The following is a 16,629-nucleotide window of genomic DNA, read 5'->3' as shown; positions in this document are numbered from 1 at the left end:
GTATTACCTCCTATTTCTCGTACACAAAATTTAGATGTGTTGCAGCACTTAATACTGGGTGCTTTGTATCTTTTTCTGAAAGGACTGGATTATTTGTCGGCCAATCAATTCCCAATTCCGGATCATTCCATAGAATTCCACCATCATGCTCGGGTGAGTAGTATTCATCTACTTTATAGGCAACAGTGGTGTCTGGTACGATTGTACAAAAACCGTGTGCAAAGCCCTTTGGTACCAAAAGCTGACGCTTATTATACTCACTTAAAATAACTCCAACCCATTGTCCATAAGTAGGGGACCCTTGACGAATATCTACAGCAACATCATAAATCGCACCAGTTACACAGCGCACAACCTTTGTTTGTGCTTTTGGATTCAATTGAAAATGTAAGCCTCGGAGTGTTCCAACAGCTGCAGATAAGGATTGATTATCCTGAACAAAATCATAATGTAATCCTAATGACTCAAATAAATCTTTATTATAGCTCTCCATAAAATAACCACGGTGATCACCGAATACTTTTGGCTCTAAAATTTTTAAATCTGGTATTTTTGTTTCAATAATATTCATGCTCGTACCTCACCTTATCGATTACTTTCCTTGATTTGCAATTTTTATTAGGTATTGACCATATTGGTTTTTCTTTAATGGCTCAGCAAGCTCTAGCAGTTTCTCTTTTGAGATATACCCCATTTTATAAGCTATCTCTTCAAGACAGGCAATTTTTAAGGATTGTCTCTTTTCAACCGTTTCAATAAATTGAGAAGCTTCTAGAAGAGAGGCATGCGTACCAGTATCTAACCATGCATAACCACGTCCTAGAAGTTCAACGCTAAGTTCACCCATCTCTAGATATGCTTTATTAATATCGGTAATCTCTAGCTCACCACGTGGTGAAGGAGAAATACTTTTTGCAATATCAACCACACGATTATCGTAAAAATAAAGACCTGTAACAGCATAATTTGATTTAGGTACTTCAGGCTTTTCCTCAATGGAGACCGCCTTTCCACTTTCATCAAACTCTACAACACCAAAACGCTCTGGGTCGTTTACATAATAACCAAAAACCGTTGCTCCCGTTTCACGTGCCGCCGCATTTTTCAATAAATCAGTTAAACCATGTCCATAAAAGATATTATCCCCGAGCACAAGAGCTACATTGTCATCTCCAATGAACTCTTCGCCTAAAATAAAGGCTTGAGCTAAGCCACCTGGATGCGGTTGAATTTTATATGTAAAGTTCATTCCTAAGTCAGTTCCGTCCCCTAAGCTTTGCTCAAAACGAGCAGTATCCTCTGGTGTTGAAATGATAAGAATATCCTTAATACCCGCTAGCATTAAAACGGAAAGCGGATAATAAATCATTGGTTTATCATAAACAGGTAATAATTGTTTTGAAACTACTTTTGTTAATGGGTAAAGCCTCGTACCACTGCCACCCGCTAGAATTATACCTTTCACTTAAGCCAACTCCCTAAAATTTTATTTCTACAAAAATCATCTTCATTATAAATAATGGGTACCGTATGAACAAACAGGAATAGTAAATGTTACAAAAATTTAACGTTTGTAACCTGCTATCGCTTTAATCATTTTAAGTCTTCCTTTTAACTGTGCAGATAGCGGGCGTTTTTTTATTCCTGTGACATTCCCGCCATGGCGTACATATTTCATCAACGGTTCTTGAATAAAAACAATTTTCTTCTTTTTTTTCATACAGACAAGAGCAATCCATTGATCATGCATTTCAATTTCAGCTGGAAATGGCAGGATAGCTGGGATTAGGTCTTTTTTAAATGCCATAAATGCACCAGTAAAGGCGTTTTTAAAAATATTCCCAACTATCCCCTGATTTATGTTGTTATGGTTATAATCATTCCAGGATGGATTCATTACAGTAAGATTTCCGTTGACCACGATAGCATCATGAATAACAAGATCAGCTCTTTGCTCCTCAAATGCCTTCATAACGGTAGCAACCTTGTTGTCCTCCCAAATGTCATCCTGATCGCATAGAAATAGGATATCTCCTGTTGCAAAAGATATCGCCCTTTCAAAACTTTTAATTGCACCAAGATTTTTCTCATTGACATGGACCTGAACCCTGTTGCCATATGCTTCCTTAATTATTTCGATAGTGTTGTCCTTTGAACAGTCATCAATGACAATCACTTCATCACCATGATCAAACTGCTTAAGAACGGAATCCAGTTGTCTAACAATAAACTCTGCGCCATTATAGGTTGCGACACACACAGATTTTTTCATAAAAAATCTCCTTACTTCGATAAAAGCCGTTTAAATGTATACATTGCAATTTTCTTGTTTTTTACGGTTACCACTTGTTTTAATAACCGCTTAACCAATTGGACTCGATAGGATGAATAGATGTCTCTTTTGTACTTTTTATAAAAATTCATTTCAGAATCCAAAATACTTTGATAGCGTTTCAGTGAAACCCTGCTATAATCCATAACCGACAACTCATGCTCCAAGGAAACATCTACTAACCAGACCATTCGTTCATGATTATATATTTCAAAGAATAGCCAATGATCGAGATAATCAAGAGGAAAGCTTTCATTAAAGCCATTTATTTCGTTTAAAAAAGGAACAGAGATTAATGACCCAGAATTGATCGCCATAACCGGTTGCTTTTGAAGTCCTGCAGTTGGCCGCTCGCCTTGCAATGGACGTAGAGAGTGACTGAATACAGGAGAAATCATCGTATTTTCACTAACTATCTTTGGCACCACTGCTGCTACATCTCTATCTAATTCTGGGAGATTTAAGACCTGTTTAAAATAATCTTCCGTTAGTTCTGTATCATGATCAAGAAGTAACAGCCATTTACTGCCATTTTCTTTAGCCACAGTCCAGGCATGATTATAGGCTGGAGCTATTCCTAAATTTCTCGGGTCATGTACATAGGATATATGTATCCCCTCATAGTCAGAAGGGGAAATAGCTTGGCTTTCCGGGCTATTATCGTAAAAAATCATTTCAATTTCATTGAGGCAATCCTTATTTACTAGCAGTGTATGTTTTAAGGTTTGCACCGTTTTACTTTCTTCAGGCTTTTGCCTATAAAAGACTACAACCATCGTCATTTTCATTGGAATTCCTCTTTTGTCCTTAAGTCTTTCTTCTTTTGAGAAACAATGAGTACTAGTAAGAAAAAGCTAATCCCAATTGGATTGTTTATAAAAGGATTAATGTTGGTCAATAACAATACGCCCATAAACGCTGCCATTAACGAAATATCCATAGTTGTTATATGCTGCCCTTTCTTATAGGCCACATAATAGTTATAATAAATAATTAAAAATAAATAACCCCAAATGGCTAATCCAATTAATCCCTGCTCCAATAAAATATCAAGAAAACTCATTTCGATACCGGTGATTCTACCTGCAATTTCTGTCCCATAACCCGTTCCAAGGATTAAGTTTGCAGGGTTGAGCAGTATTTCCTTAGATGCAGTAATAAACTCCATCCGTGCATTAACGCTAACATCATTCACTTCAGGTTTTGTGGTTTTAGCGTTACCAAACTCATCAATCGTCAGCCCGCTATCAGCTGGTACTTCTTCAATCGTAACTACCTCAAAACGTTCCAATGTCATGTTTTCATACAAAATTGGTACTGCCACAATCACCACTATACAAATCGCAAACTTCCGAAGAAATTGTTTCGATTGAACTAATCCTTGTATTTTTTGAGATATGCCTTTAATCGAATCCACAATCACTTTTACATCCAGAACCATGATCACTAAGATACTGAGCATAAAGGCAAGTAAAAAACCTCTAGTTTCAGACCAAAGGACTGAGATCGAACCTAAAATAACTAGGAAAACATCCAACTTTTTATACTTTCTATTCAACAGATCATTTAGAGAAATTATAAGACCTACTAAAACGAAGAAATGGCTTTTGTAGAAGACACTATTACTTGGTCTAAAGAATAGGTCATCATTCATCATCCAGTTCATAAAATCATAAAACGGTTTGAAATTAGCCGCAAATACAGTTTTACCAAGTAAAGATACGGTAATGGTAAAGATGGCTACTGCCAATGCACTATATTTCAATAGTGTTATGATTCGCTTCAAAGAAAAGCGGTCGTTCGAAATATAATACGCTAATGGAAAATAAAGAGCAAAGAACGAGACCCTAAAAAAGTCAGTAATTATAGCACCTAGCGGGTGACCATTGATATATCCAACAAGCATGCTGACTAAAAACCAGGCAATTAATAAATAAACTCCAACAGTTACTGGATTAAAGCGAAAAAATGTATTTATTTCCTTATTAAAAATAGCCTTTTCCTTTACAATTCGAATAGCAAAGGTTAGTAGCAGGAGAAGAAATAGTACCTGACGAATCGACACAAATCCAAAATCGATTAGCCTCCCACCTCCACCTACAAATATCTCAACAAAAAACAACGTTAATAGCACTTTTTCAAACTTATTCATGAATGTGACCCTCTCCTACTACCTCACATTTTGGGTTTCTCTTTATTATCAATAATAATTGGAACTTTTATGAAAAATGCTTTTTCCATTTAATACAAATGAAAAGTTGGTTTAAAACAATCTCCATCCCCATTTACTAAAATATTTGTACATCGAATTCATAAAAATCTTAAATAACTTTGAATTCTTATGGGCACCGCGCTCATAATAATGGACCACTTGTGAAAAAGGAGTATAAACAATCCTTTTATTACGTTTTTTTAGTTCTACACACAAATCATAATCTTCAAAGTACATAAAGTAGCGGTCGTCAAAACCACCTACTTCTTTAAAGTCGTCTCCCCGTAATAGCATAAAACAACCTGAACCAATTCGAATATCGACTTCCCGATCATTAGGTATATCTCTTAGTTCATAGGAAGCAAGCCGTTTAGCAAACATACTTTTTACAAACTGAAATGGAACAAACCTTAAGAAATAATCAAAAACGGATACACGGTCACGCATTAAATGCTGCGGCGTACCATCTGAATTTAAAATCTTTGGCACTAAAAGAGCGATGGATTTATCCCTATCCATTATTTCTAACATTTTCAGCAAATCTTCCCTAACTAAAATAACATCTGGATTAAAAACTAAGAAATATTGCTCGTTAGCTTTTAATAAATTATGGTTATGGCCAAATCCAAAGCCATTGTTTTCGTGATAGAAGGTAATATCAGCAAAATCCTGATATTCTTTTAGCTGATTTCTATAATCCTCATTAGAATTATTATCAAAAATAACAAAGCGGAATTGGTCATCCTGGCCAAATTCTTCTTTGAGGTTTTTAAGTACCTTAAAGATATGTTGACTATTGTATGTCACAATACTAATGGCAACTTTTGCATTAGCCATAATATACACCTACTTTCAACCGACTATATAAAGTTAGACATAAAACGCGTGTAACGAGTTTCACTTTTTTACGTCTATTATTACAGAACACACACGCAACCCATTTTTGAATAGTTTTTACAAAGGGCATCCAATCATTCGTTAATAGTAAATAAACGACAAAAAACAACAGTATAGTCGTAACAAATCTAAATTATATCATCATCCTGTCGCTATTTGTACTTTTTTAATGAAAATTATTTATTTCCATTGAACTAATACCCGTTCAATATTATAATTTGGATTATGAGTGTCCTATTAAACGAACAATACCTGTAAAGAAGGGATAAAAATATGAATTCTACTAGATTAGATCGGAAAAAGAAAACAAAGAAGAAAAGTAAATGGCTCCGCTATAGCCTTTTCACATTTTTTATCATACTAGTTGGCGGTGGATTGTATTTTTATAATGCATATAACGATGTAGCAAACGCTGTAAATAAAATGAATAAACCTATTTCAAGGGAAATTTCCGATAAACGGGAAGAAAAAGTTGAATTTGAAAAAAAGGATCCCATTTCAATTTTAATGGTAGGTATTGATGAACGAGAAGGCGATCATGGACGTACAGATTCGATGTTAGTTCTTACCGTTAATCCCGAAACGAAAACTACTAAAATAGTAAGTATACCAAGGGATACTCGTACCAAATTAATTAATACTAAAAATCCGAAGAAAACAACCACCGATAAAATTAACCATGCTTATGCATTTGGCGGGATCGAGATGAGTATTGCTTCAGTTGAAAACTTTTTAAATATCCCAATTGATTATTATGTTGAAATCAACATGGAGGGTTTTAAGGATATTGTTGATGCTGTAGATGGAATTGATGTGGATAACCAATATGCGTTTGAATTAGATGGGGTAACCCTTAAGGAAGGTCCGCAGCACTTAAATGGAATAAAAGCACTTGCATATTCTCGAATGAGACATGAAGACCCACGCGGTGATATAGGTCGCGGTGAACGTCAACGTGAAGTAATATCTAAGATTATCGATAAAGGAAAATCACTTTCAACCCTTACAAACTATAAAGATATCTTGGATGCACTAGAAAATAATATCAAAACAAACCTAACATTAACAGAAATCATTGGGATGCAGTCATCCTATAAGCCAGCTGCCGAAACGATAGAAAAGCTGGAAATTGAAGGATCAGGGAAAATGATTAATAATGTTTGGTATTATATGGTAGAGGATCAAACTAGACAAATCCTATCTGATCAATTACGCGAGCAATTAGGACTAACACAAGAGGTAGTTTTGAATAATACAAATTCAAGTAGTAATTAACCAAAGTTAATAGTAGTTTAAAAAGGGGCCACCAATTTAAATTTGGAGGACCCTTTTTTGTATCAAAATTACGGTTTCATCATCCATTTATGGTGACAAGATACGAAAATAACAAGGCGTACATACAGCAATGAATAATAGTCTGAATAAGTAGGTTTATATCGTTATTTTTGTTTATTATTTGGTAATTTGAAATACTAAGGAAAAAGAGAATCGCAATCGGGACAAAGTATCTTCCTTGTATACCGTAAATAATTGGATTACCAACAGTGTTATAGCCCACATACATGGCAGTATATATTAGCAGCATGACAGTCAATAGTATAAATATTAAAATACCCCTGTCTATTCTTCTACCCTTCATTTTTAGGTCATTTTCATCATTTATGATGCCAAATAACAGCATAAGAAACAAAAATGTATAAATGACAATCGAGGGTGCAGGGTATTGATAGTTTGTTGCGACCTTTCCAATCATCGAGACCAATTGAGATGAACCTAGACTGAACAGTGTCACAAAAAGAGTTTTAATATAATACATCGGATGAAGTAATACAAACTTTACTTGGTCCCCTGGAGACACCCCGGGGTTACCCCTCATATCTGGGACTGACATATTAGATAGATTCATTAAGTTCCAAATAATAAATGGAATCAAGCATCCCACAAAAACTATCAAGAATTTCTTCAGATAATCCTTTTTGTTCTTAAACTTTCTTAATGGGATAAGCAAAAATACCAGCAGCATTGGGATGTAAACAATTTTGGATAGTGTTACAAAAAGACCTATTCCTATCATAATAATTAAATGCCTATTGGCTATATGTTCGACCCTTCCATATGCAAGATATAAAATATAGGCCACAAAAAATAATGCCATCGCGTTGGTTATTCCATCAGCAGATAATGAGGCAGCATGAATGATGGACATAGGGAGCATTGCAAAGAGATAAAATAGATTTTTCTTTACAGGAACAATTTTCAAAGCAGCATATACGATTGCAACATATGCTATAAAATTTAGCAATCTTCCCAAAAACATCATCATTAATGGGGAGTCAAAAATGACCCTTCCCACCATCATCCCTAGTGCTTGTGGAACATAAATTAATGGTGGGTAGGACGAGGCATAGTTTCGTAAAAACTGTCTATCCTCTGAATTAAGATTATTTTGAAATGCTTCTTTTACAATACTATACTTATAACCAGTTTGATGAATGTATCGTACATCATAAACGGTTTCAATTAGACTAGCAGGTATAAAATTACCTAGTCCATGTTCTGTTTTTTGATTAATAAATTTCCCTTCAGAAACTTCAAATGCACGGTAATAATGCTCTAATTCATCAAGTTGATCAAACGGGGGGATAATCACGACCATTGCCAAGCCTATTGGGATTGCAGTAATTAGAAAAGCCTTATGGATCTTATCTTTAAAAACCCTTAGGACAACCACTGACAGTATAAAAACTATCAGAATACTAATCCCAAACATGACAAATTTCGTTTTACTTAACAATGGTTTTGTTTCCACATCCATGACTTTAAAACGCAAGTCACTTTGCATATCACGGCCATTGATTATAAGATTTCCCTGCATGTAATCATCTTTTGAACTCCTCCAAATAGTTGCAGTATTCCCTGGATTTAATCCTTGCCCGGTAATGGTAAAACGAAACTCTTTTCCCTTAGCATTTCGGACGATAGGAAAGTCAATATTATAATCCAAACCATCTTGCAACTCATTAAGAGGTAAATCTCTTTTTAAAATTACTTCTTCGCTATCAACATCTATTAATTCAAACGCGAAATTTCCTTCCAACTGTCGATTATAGGTGCCAAATGGTATTTTAATGCGCATAAATTGATCTTGCTCAGCAACAAATGACTGTGTTATTTCCATATTACCGGTTATTTCACCTATGGTCATTTCGCTCTTTTTCTGATCCACTACAGTATGTTCAATCTCTCTAGGGTCAATAAACGTACTCCTATTTTCATAGATGTATAAAGAAAATAGAAAGAATACAATAAAAGCAATCGTCCACACTAGCCAGTAATTTTTTAGCTCCGTATAGAGTTTATTTATAAATCCATAGTTTAACATTAATAAAGCTCTCCTTTAGCCTGTCCTATACTTAGATTATCTTGCAACTAAATAGACTCCAAACATGATAACTGTCACACCAATCCATCTAGTCATAGGAATTTGCTCCTTAAATAGATACAGGGCAATAAACAGAGCTAGGACATACGCTATACTTTGTAATGGGTACAAGAAGCTTAGTGGCAATTTTGACAGCAAGTACATCCAAATAACTGTAGCAAAAATGTAAAGAGCAAAACCAAGTAATATTAAGGGAGAGAAGACAATTTGAAAAAACTTTTCAACTAGGCTGCCACTAAGTTTAATATTCTCTAATCCATATTTCCAGGCTGTTTGGCCTAATACCAGACAAACAATATTCGTTAATATTAACACATATTTGAACATGGGCAGTTACCTCTCTCCTAATTGAGTGTTCTTTATTTGTTCTACTTCTTTTTTTAACAATCCTACCTCCTGAACAAGCTGAGTGAACTTATTGGAAATTCTAGAAATCGTTAATGTGAGACTAAAGATAAGAAAAAATTGAAAAATAAATGACAATAGGAAAATAGCGTTAACTGGTTCCTTAATGCTTAAAAGCTCTGCAATCATGATGGCTATATTTGAAAAGGCAGCGAGCAAAACATTAACTACACAAAAAAATAGCCACAGCAGTGAATATTTTAATTCAAGATTGTATTTTCGAATTAAATTAATTATCACCATAAAGGTGATGATCGAAGTAATCAACAGAATAATTTGTAATTGCACTGTGATCATAAAAACCTCCCCAAAATGAAATGTATTCCGGCTTATGTCAAACCAATTTTTCGCATATTATCAATCACAATGGCTAATGTGACCTTAATCATATAGTAAATCGATTTAAATGAGTTAATACTCGATTCTCCCCCGAATCGTTCATTCATAACTACGGGAACTTCTTCGGTTTTGTAGTTGTTTCTTAACAAGTAAACAATCGATTCCGGTTCCGGATAATCGTTAGGGTAGCGGGCGCTGAATAGTTCAATGACACGACGGTTGCATGCTCTGAATCCAGAAGTTGGGTCAGTAATTCTCTTTTTCTGGAGCAGGTAAATTAAGTTACTAAAATAATTGATCCCCACTCTACGTAAAAACGTGGATTGAAACCCTTCCTTTTTTAGGTACCGTGAGCCGATGACTAAATCTGCGCGTCCCTCTTTGATTGGCTTAATAAGATCCTTTATATAGGCAGGATTGTGCTGTCCGTCCCCATCAACTTGAATCGCTATATCATACCCATTATCATAAGCATATTTATAGCCTGTTTGAACAGCTCCGCCAATACCTAGATTACACGGTAAATCAATCACATTAAAGCCAAGCTTTCTTCCTACTTCTGAGGTTGCATCCTTTGAACAATCGTTTATTATTAGAACATCAACATCATTGATCCCATGGAATTGCTCTGCAACTTTTACCAAACCTTCTTCTTCATTAAAAGCCGGTACAATAACTAATATCTTCATAAACGGTTCCTCCTTTTATCAGTTTTTATTCTAATTATTAATTGATAAATACACTTAGGATACTTTTTATATATTAACATAAACATTTTACTTACCTATCCATTTTAAGAATCGATTTATTCCTCGAGTTCCTCAGTTTCCATAATAGGACTGACCAGCAAATAACGGAGATAAATAACCCAATTTTTAAATAAGGCTGATGGAATTCAAGTTCAACAGTATGTTGACCTTTAGGAATAAATGTCCCAGTAAACCCCATATTTACTCGCATTGTATCTACCTTTTTGCCATCAATCTTCATTTTCCATCCTTGATCGAAAGGAATAGAGAAAAATAAAAGCTTTTTCTTATCCACATCAACTGTTCCACTAATTTTAGTATTTGAAAACTCTTGTATTTCTACTTTTTCACTCACACCAGTGTCTTGTTTTTCGCTTTTTTCCACTTGAGTAATTTTTAAATTCTTGATGAAATACTTCCCTGGTACCATTCCCGGATCTAGGCGGATGCCGTTTAAGTTCATATTATTTAATTCGTATGCAACCTTTATCGGAGTATCCGATACTTCAAACATATAGGAGTCCTCTGGATTAAAGATATCCGCCTCTGTGCTTAGAAAAATTTGAGCATTTGTTTTGCTTGGTGCTTCAATTTCAAATTCAATTTTCCAGCTGTGAGTGTTGTCCGGTAAGCGGATACTCATCCCTGGGTCACCTGAAGAAGTAATAAGCTCAAAATCTTGATTATTTGTAAGATTTTTCATTTCGGCATTCAGCATTGTAAAGTCATTAATATTAATTGGAGAACCGCTGCTTGTGGTTAATTCCGAACGAACTTTTACCTGTTTTGTTTTATCAACAACCGCCGCTTTTAAAAATACTTGGTCTTTCTCAAAGGGCATTAGCTTTCTGAACTCTTCTTCATTAATAAAAGAATCATAGGTGAATCCTAATGGTAGTACATTGGGATTTTCATATACATGAATATCACCGAAGGTTTTTAGCTTTATGTATTCACTCGGGACTTGTTCATTTTTTGCCAATACATATTTAACACCGGTTAAATCACGAAGAATTGGTCTCTGGTTAAAGCCGCCAGCTAATTGATAGCTAGTATTCCCTGTATCTAACTCCCTTAAGAAGTTTATATAGCTGGGATGATTTAGAGAATTATATGACTTTATTCCATAAAAATTTTGAATCAAGGAATCATTATAGGAATAGGAATCAAAATTCTTATCGATTCGAAATAAAGTTTTATCATGCGACTTAATGTAGTTTATTGCCTCGTTTGAGTAATCAAAATATCCTTCTCTTTTCGCTTGCACGTCAACAGGAACGGTCAGTCGTTGGTTAACTGTTGGGTAATTAATCGCAATCAATTCTAATGAAACCATGGACATAATTAAAAACAATTGCAAACGGATATTTTTTCGCAAGGCAATAAAAATGATTGCATATATGAAAAGGAATGTTCCTATCATTATGGCCATTTTCTTCATATAATGGTCTTCCAAATAGGAAACAGGTATCATATTTTGAAAAATTAAGATTTTATAGCTATAATACCAACCAGTAATCACAACAATTGCACTGATTCCTAGACCAAGATATGAGAACCTTCTCTGGTTTGAAAAAAAGTGAAGCATATACCCAATGGTAACAACATTCAAAAAGACTAATAGAAAATTCCATCGATAATTATAGGAAGAAAAAGCACTAAATAATGCCGAAAAAAATGGAAAGATCAGGAGTCCTATAGAAATAGCAAGTATCAAAAGGAATCCAATTTTAATTTTTAGCTTTGTTTTTACAAATAACATTTGAGGCAGCGCAATAATAAAAAGCAAACTGCTGCTAAGCATTGGCCCTTCATAATAATTTATTGTACCAAAGTAGCTCAAGCCAACCCCTAACGTGTTATTAGAAAAATACCTTAAAAATATTGATATATACTCTAAGTAGTTCCCTAACTGAAGTATACTCCCATTATAAAATGACCCGCTCGTCCGAGGACTGCTTAAAATTAAATAACTTACCGGTAAGAAGACCATTGCACTGGCTCCAAGGCCAAGAAAGTAAGCTCCAAAAAATCGGCTTAGATGTAACATAAAAGACTTTATTGTAAAGGAATCTTCTGAAAAAAAATAATGAAAGACTAAATAGAAAAAAATAAATATACTTATCATAAATAAAAAATAAGGTGAGTTAATCCCCATCAACGCTATGCTAATCGGAAAGAGTAATTTATTCTTCCCTCTTATCCACATTTCTAAGGCCAGCATGATAAATGTAAACAAAACAATCATCGTTGCAAACCAATAGTGCTGCCCCCATAGCATCATATACCCGCTGAATGCCCATACCAATGAGGCAATAACTGCAGGATATCTTTTTATTGCAAGTAAATTAAAATAGAAATAAATTAAAATACCTGATATGTAAATTTTTATGATTGCACCAATGAGCAGACAATACGGTAAATACTTAGCAGGAAAAAACAGAAACAGAATAATGAAAGGATCAAATAAAAAAGAATAAAGTGTAAAAGTACTTGTTCCTAAACCCATTTGAAAAGACCAGGTATTAAATGTACCTTCTCTAATTTGTTCAACAATATAATGATACATTGGCCAATAGGATTGCCTGGTATCCCCGCCAATATCGTAAAAAATAAACAAGCGCTTATTTAGGATAAAATCATAAAATACCACACCGGAAACGATTGTCATTAAAACGAATAGGATCCAAAAATAGCGATCCTTCAAAAAACACCTTTTCTCCATTCACATCACCTCTGTTCCATTACTTAAACTTACTTACTAAATGTCCAGAATTTATTTAATAAGTAATTATAAATAACATTAAAACCGGTTACACAAATTTGTCCTACAAACTCATTAAATTGGAAGATATCGACTAAAAAATACAGGAGAAACAAATTAATCAGTAAAGATGATAAATATACCCCTATGAACTTCAACCCCTGAATGAAACGAAACTTTGCCTTGAATACAAAGGATGAGCTAAAAATATAACCATTTAGTATTCCTGCAAGATATGCAATCGTACTAGCAGTTAAATAATGAACATTTAGTTTTAAAAGTAAACCATAGACCACTAATGAGATCGTGGTATTAACCGCTCCAACTATACAAAACTTAATAAACTGCCCATACTTCTCAATGGACAGTTTAAATTTCATGATTGAAGCCCACCTTCTCCTCGATAATAAAAACAGGGCGCCTCCTTGATTCGTCCATATTTCTCCATAAGTATTCTCCTATAATCCCCATCATAATCATTTGAATCCCTGCAACAAATAGGAAAACAACCATCAATGATGTCCAGCCTTGAACATCTACTCCATTAACTATCTTATTAATAATCAGATAGCCTCCAAACAAAAAAGACAGTAAAGACACAATCACACCTATTAAAGACATAAAACGTATAGGTACATATGAGAAGGCAAGGAAGGAATCGATGAATAACTTTACCTTTTTTGCTAATGTCCAGCGGGATTTGCCGATTTCTCGTTCTTTTCGAATATAATAAATTTTTTCAGTCTTAAACCCTGCCCAAAGAATTAAACCCATAATTGTAGTATTCTTTTCTTGGATATTTTTTAAGATATCAACAACTTGCCGGTCAATTAAAAAACAATCAAATCCACCTTCAGGCATATTCACTAATGCATAGCGTCTCATAAGCTTATAGTAAGTATTAGAAAACAATTTCTGTGTGAAAGATTCTTCCCGGTCTTCCCTGACAGCCAGAACCACTTGATTTCCTTCAGTCCATTTCTCAAACATGCGATTAATAATTTCTGGAGGATCCTGTAAATCGGCAGCTATCACAGTTGCACAATCTCCTGAAGCATATGTTAACCCTGCTAAAATCGCCGTATGTGAACCAAAATTACGTGATAACTTAATTAACTTTACCTTAGAGTTTTGATTTCTAAGCTTTTTTAATTCCTCGTATGAGCTATCACCTGAACCGTCATCAACAAAGATAAGCTCATAATCATAATTTGGATTAGTAAGAATCTTTTCTCTTAATTTATCAAATAAGAAAGGGATGTTTTGCTCATTATAATAAACCGGGATGATAATGGATAATGTCGGCATTATTCTTTCACCTTTCCTCACTCTGTGTAACTTCCTGAACAAATTTATCATAATCATTTATATACTCTGACCTATCATAAAGCTCGCTGGCTAATACTAAAAGAATGGATTCACTTGAAAAATCAAACATTTCCTTCCAAACCATACTGTTCAAATAAACTCCTGTATGGGGCTTATTTAACACAATCACTTCATTCATTTGTCCATCATCAACCATGACTTTACATGAACCCATAAGATTAATTAGGACAAACTGAGAACGGCGATTTGCATGCTGTCCTCTGGCAACATCCCCTTTGGTACCGTATATATAAAAAATCCGCTTCATTTCAAAAGGGATTTCCTTTAACTCTTCAACAACGACTAATTGTCCTCTCTCATCCCCTAATTGCGGGAATTCTAGTATCTCGTATTTCTTCATTCACGACAGCCTCCATTAAAAATTGCGTACCACCATAAATCATTAAGCCTGCCATGTGAATAAACATGCTTTTTAAACTCTCCCTCTTTAATGAATCCAAGCTTCTCATAAAAGCGGATGGCCCTTTTATTTTCAGCTAGAACGTTCAAATAGACTTTTTCAAGACCTAATTCATGAAAAGCGACCTCAAGAATTTGCCTAGTTGCTTCAATTGCTGCTCCAGTACCGATTGCCTTTTTGCGCATTGCAATAGAATATTCTCCATTTTTACTAACAGCATCGATACTTTTTAAACTTATCGTTCCTAAATATTCGTTATCATCTGCAACAACAGCATAATGTTTATTTACTTCATCATTTTGTGCATGTACAATGAAGGATTCTGCTTGGTCCTGTTTCATATGAGTTCCATTAAAGCGAAAGTTTTTCATTAATTCCTCGTCATGCATCCATTCCAACATTCCTTTGGCATCTTTTAACTCAAGCTTTCTTAATTTTATCATTCATTTTCATCCTTATTTATATTCGTTAAGCGCCTTAATCACAAATTTTTGTTCCTCTTCCGTCATTCCATTGTATAGTGGCAAACTCAATATATTATTTGAATAGTCTTCGGTAATTGGAAAATCTCCTTCTTTAAATCCTAGATATGTATAAGCTTCTGATAGATGAGGCGGAATCGGGTAGTGAATTACCGTCCCAATTTTAAGCTGATTTAAATAGTTCTGCAGTTTTTCCCGGTCCTTCGTATAGATAACAAATAAATGCCAGACTGATGACACATATTCCCTAACTTTCGGCAGCACGATTTCCTTGTTTTTAATTAATTCAAAATAACGCTTTGCAATGACTACCCTTTCTTGATTAAGTTCATCTAAATGACTAAGTTTTACCCTTAATAAGGCTGCTTGAAGCTCATCTAAGCGGGAATTATATCCAACCACTTCATTATGGTAGCGCTTTTGGCTGCCATAGTTGCGTAAAACCTTTACTTTTTGTGCTATATTTTCATCATTGGTGACAATTGCCCCACCATCACCGAAGGCGCCTAAATTCTTGCTTGGATAAAAGCTAAAGCAGGCAACGTCTCCAAATGCTCCTGATTTTTTGTCTTTGTAAATTGAACCGTGGGATTGGGCGCAATCTTCAACCACTTTTAAATGATTATCGTTTGCAATCCTTTTAATTTCTTCCATGTTTGAGGTTTGGCCATATAAGTGAACAACTAATATTGCTTTTGTCTTATCAGTAATTTTCTCTTGTATTTTTGAAGCATCAATATTGTAGTACTCATCGGGTTCCACAAATACAGGGGTCGCCCCATTAATGGTAATCCCCATAACACAAGCTATATAGGCATTGGCTTGAACAATTACCTCATCGCCATTTCCAATACCCAGTGCTCTGAATGCGATTACTAATGCATCAAGTCCATTGGCCAGTCCTACACAGAACTTCGTCCCAATATACTTCGCAAATTCTTGTTCAAAAGCCTCGAGCTCTTCACCAAGAACATACCAGCCTTTTCTTAAGACTTTCAGCACTTTCTGTTCATATTCTGTTTGATATCTTTTATATTGGCGGTCTAATACATTAAAATTTATATTCATGTTAAAGTACCTTCCTTTGGACAATTACTGACACATAGGATAATCCGAAGTCATACTGAAATATTATAACCTAAATTCTACACAAATGGTCCTTATTCGACAAATTTCCATTTGGGCTTGTGCGGTGATCTCTAAAATCGCTTTTTCCCT

General features: G+C 34.7%; 17 protein-coding genes. 1 reads left to right on the top strand and 16 read right to left on the bottom strand.

All coding sequences use genetic code 11. The features are described 5' to 3' along the window. Positions 1-10 precede the first annotated feature (10 nt). The 6 genes from rfbC to BLR86_RS10700 all read right to left on the bottom strand — a co-directional run bounded on the left by rfbC (position 11) and on the right by BLR86_RS10700 (position 5,381). Positions 11-571, bottom strand: coding sequence for a dTDP-4-dehydrorhamnose 3,5-epimerase (gene rfbC / locus BLR86_RS10725; protein WP_090761186.1), 561 nt, complete (start codon positions 569-571; stop codon positions 11-13). A 21-nt stretch (positions 572-592) separates the two neighbouring features. Continuing rightward, on the bottom strand, positions 593-1,465 hold the full coding sequence (rfbA, locus tag BLR86_RS10720; RefSeq protein ID WP_090761184.1) for a glucose-1-phosphate thymidylyltransferase RfbA: 873 nt from the start codon (positions 1,463-1,465) through the stop codon (positions 593-595). A 99-nt stretch (positions 1,466-1,564) separates the two neighbouring features. Beyond that, on the bottom strand, positions 1,565-2,272 hold the full coding sequence (locus BLR86_RS10715) for a glycosyltransferase family 2 protein (protein ID WP_090761182.1): 708 nt from the start codon (positions 2,270-2,272) through the stop codon (positions 1,565-1,567). Between the two features lie 11 nt (positions 2,273-2,283). After that, positions 2,284-3,120: a glycosyltransferase gene (locus BLR86_RS10710; protein ID WP_090761180.1), complete on the bottom strand. Its 837-nt coding sequence runs from the start codon at positions 3,118-3,120 to the stop codon at positions 2,284-2,286. Continuing rightward, a complete protein-coding gene (locus BLR86_RS10705; RefSeq protein WP_090761178.1) occupies positions 3,117-4,484 on the bottom strand; it encodes a hypothetical protein in 1,368 nt (455 codons plus the stop codon). The genes BLR86_RS10710 and BLR86_RS10705 overlap by 4 nt, the downstream gene beginning before the upstream one ends. A 111-nt stretch (positions 4,485-4,595) precedes the next feature. Then, positions 4,596-5,381 carry a glycosyltransferase family 2 protein gene (locus BLR86_RS10700; protein WP_090761176.1) on the bottom strand — a complete coding sequence of 262 codons (786 nt, stop codon included), beginning with the start codon at positions 5,379-5,381 and terminating at the stop codon, positions 4,596-4,598. Positions 5,382-5,714: 333 nt separating this feature from the next. Between BLR86_RS10700 and BLR86_RS10695 the strand changes: the two genes are divergently transcribed. After that, positions 5,715-6,716 carry an LCP family glycopolymer transferase gene (locus BLR86_RS10695; protein WP_090761174.1) on the top strand — a complete coding sequence of 334 codons (1,002 nt, stop codon included), beginning with the start codon at positions 5,715-5,717 and terminating at the stop codon, positions 6,714-6,716. Between the two features lie 79 nt (positions 6,717-6,795). On the opposite strand, the gene BLR86_RS10690 is transcribed toward BLR86_RS10695, so the two are convergent. From BLR86_RS10690 to BLR86_RS10645, 10 genes are all read right to left on the bottom strand, one after another. Next, positions 6,796-8,823, bottom strand: coding sequence for a DUF2142 domain-containing protein (locus BLR86_RS10690; protein WP_090761173.1), 2,028 nt, complete (start codon positions 8,821-8,823; stop codon positions 6,796-6,798). Positions 8,824-8,859: 36 nt separating this feature from the next. After that, positions 8,860-9,210, bottom strand: a complete 351-nt coding sequence (locus BLR86_RS10685) for an EamA family transporter (RefSeq protein WP_090761171.1) — start codon at positions 9,208-9,210, stop codon at positions 8,860-8,862. Between the two features lie 6 nt (positions 9,211-9,216). Next, positions 9,217-9,585: a DUF2304 domain-containing protein gene (locus BLR86_RS10680; RefSeq protein WP_090761169.1), complete on the bottom strand. Its 369-nt coding sequence runs from the start codon at positions 9,583-9,585 to the stop codon at positions 9,217-9,219. A 32-nt stretch (positions 9,586-9,617) separates the two neighbouring features. Beyond that, a complete protein-coding gene (locus BLR86_RS10675) occupies positions 9,618-10,316 on the bottom strand; it encodes a glycosyltransferase family 2 protein (RefSeq protein ID WP_090761167.1) in 699 nt (232 codons plus the stop codon). A gap of 91 nt (positions 10,317-10,407) precedes the next feature. Then, on the bottom strand, positions 10,408-13,101 hold the full coding sequence (locus BLR86_RS10670; RefSeq protein ID WP_090761165.1) for a YfhO family protein: 2,694 nt from the start codon (positions 13,099-13,101) through the stop codon (positions 10,408-10,410). A gap of 29 nt (positions 13,102-13,130) precedes the next feature. Further along, positions 13,131-13,520 carry a GtrA family protein gene (locus BLR86_RS10665; RefSeq protein WP_090761163.1) on the bottom strand — a complete coding sequence of 130 codons (390 nt, stop codon included), beginning with the start codon at positions 13,518-13,520 and terminating at the stop codon, positions 13,131-13,133. Continuing rightward, complete coding sequence (locus BLR86_RS10660; protein ID WP_254782302.1) at positions 13,510-14,469, bottom strand: glycosyltransferase family 2 protein; 960 nt, start codon at positions 14,467-14,469, stop codon at positions 13,510-13,512. Before BLR86_RS10660 ends, BLR86_RS10665 begins: the two co-directional genes overlap by 11 nt. After that, complete coding sequence (locus BLR86_RS10655) at positions 14,456-14,869, bottom strand: sugar 3,4-ketoisomerase (protein ID WP_090761160.1); 414 nt, start codon at positions 14,867-14,869, stop codon at positions 14,456-14,458. Before BLR86_RS10655 ends, BLR86_RS10660 begins: the two co-directional genes overlap by 14 nt. After that, the gene (locus tag BLR86_RS10650) at positions 14,866-15,372 is read right to left on the bottom strand and encodes a GNAT family N-acetyltransferase (protein ID WP_090761158.1); all 507 of its coding nucleotides are present in this window, start codon (positions 15,370-15,372) and stop codon (positions 14,866-14,868) included. The genes BLR86_RS10655 and BLR86_RS10650 overlap by 4 nt, the downstream gene beginning before the upstream one ends. A gap of 12 nt (positions 15,373-15,384) precedes the next feature. Beyond that, positions 15,385-16,479 (bottom strand): DegT/DnrJ/EryC1/StrS family aminotransferase, encoded by a 1,095-nt coding sequence (locus tag BLR86_RS10645; protein ID WP_090761156.1) that lies wholly within the window; start codon positions 16,477-16,479, stop codon positions 15,385-15,387. Positions 16,480-16,629 lie beyond the last annotated feature (150 nt).

The organism is Bacillus sp. OK048 (assembly GCF_900103525.1).
Lineage (GTDB): Bacteria > Bacillota > Bacilli > Bacillales > Cytobacillaceae > Neobacillus.
Note: the sequence above shows the minus strand (reverse complement) of the source record. Positions and strands in the feature narration are given on the sequence as shown.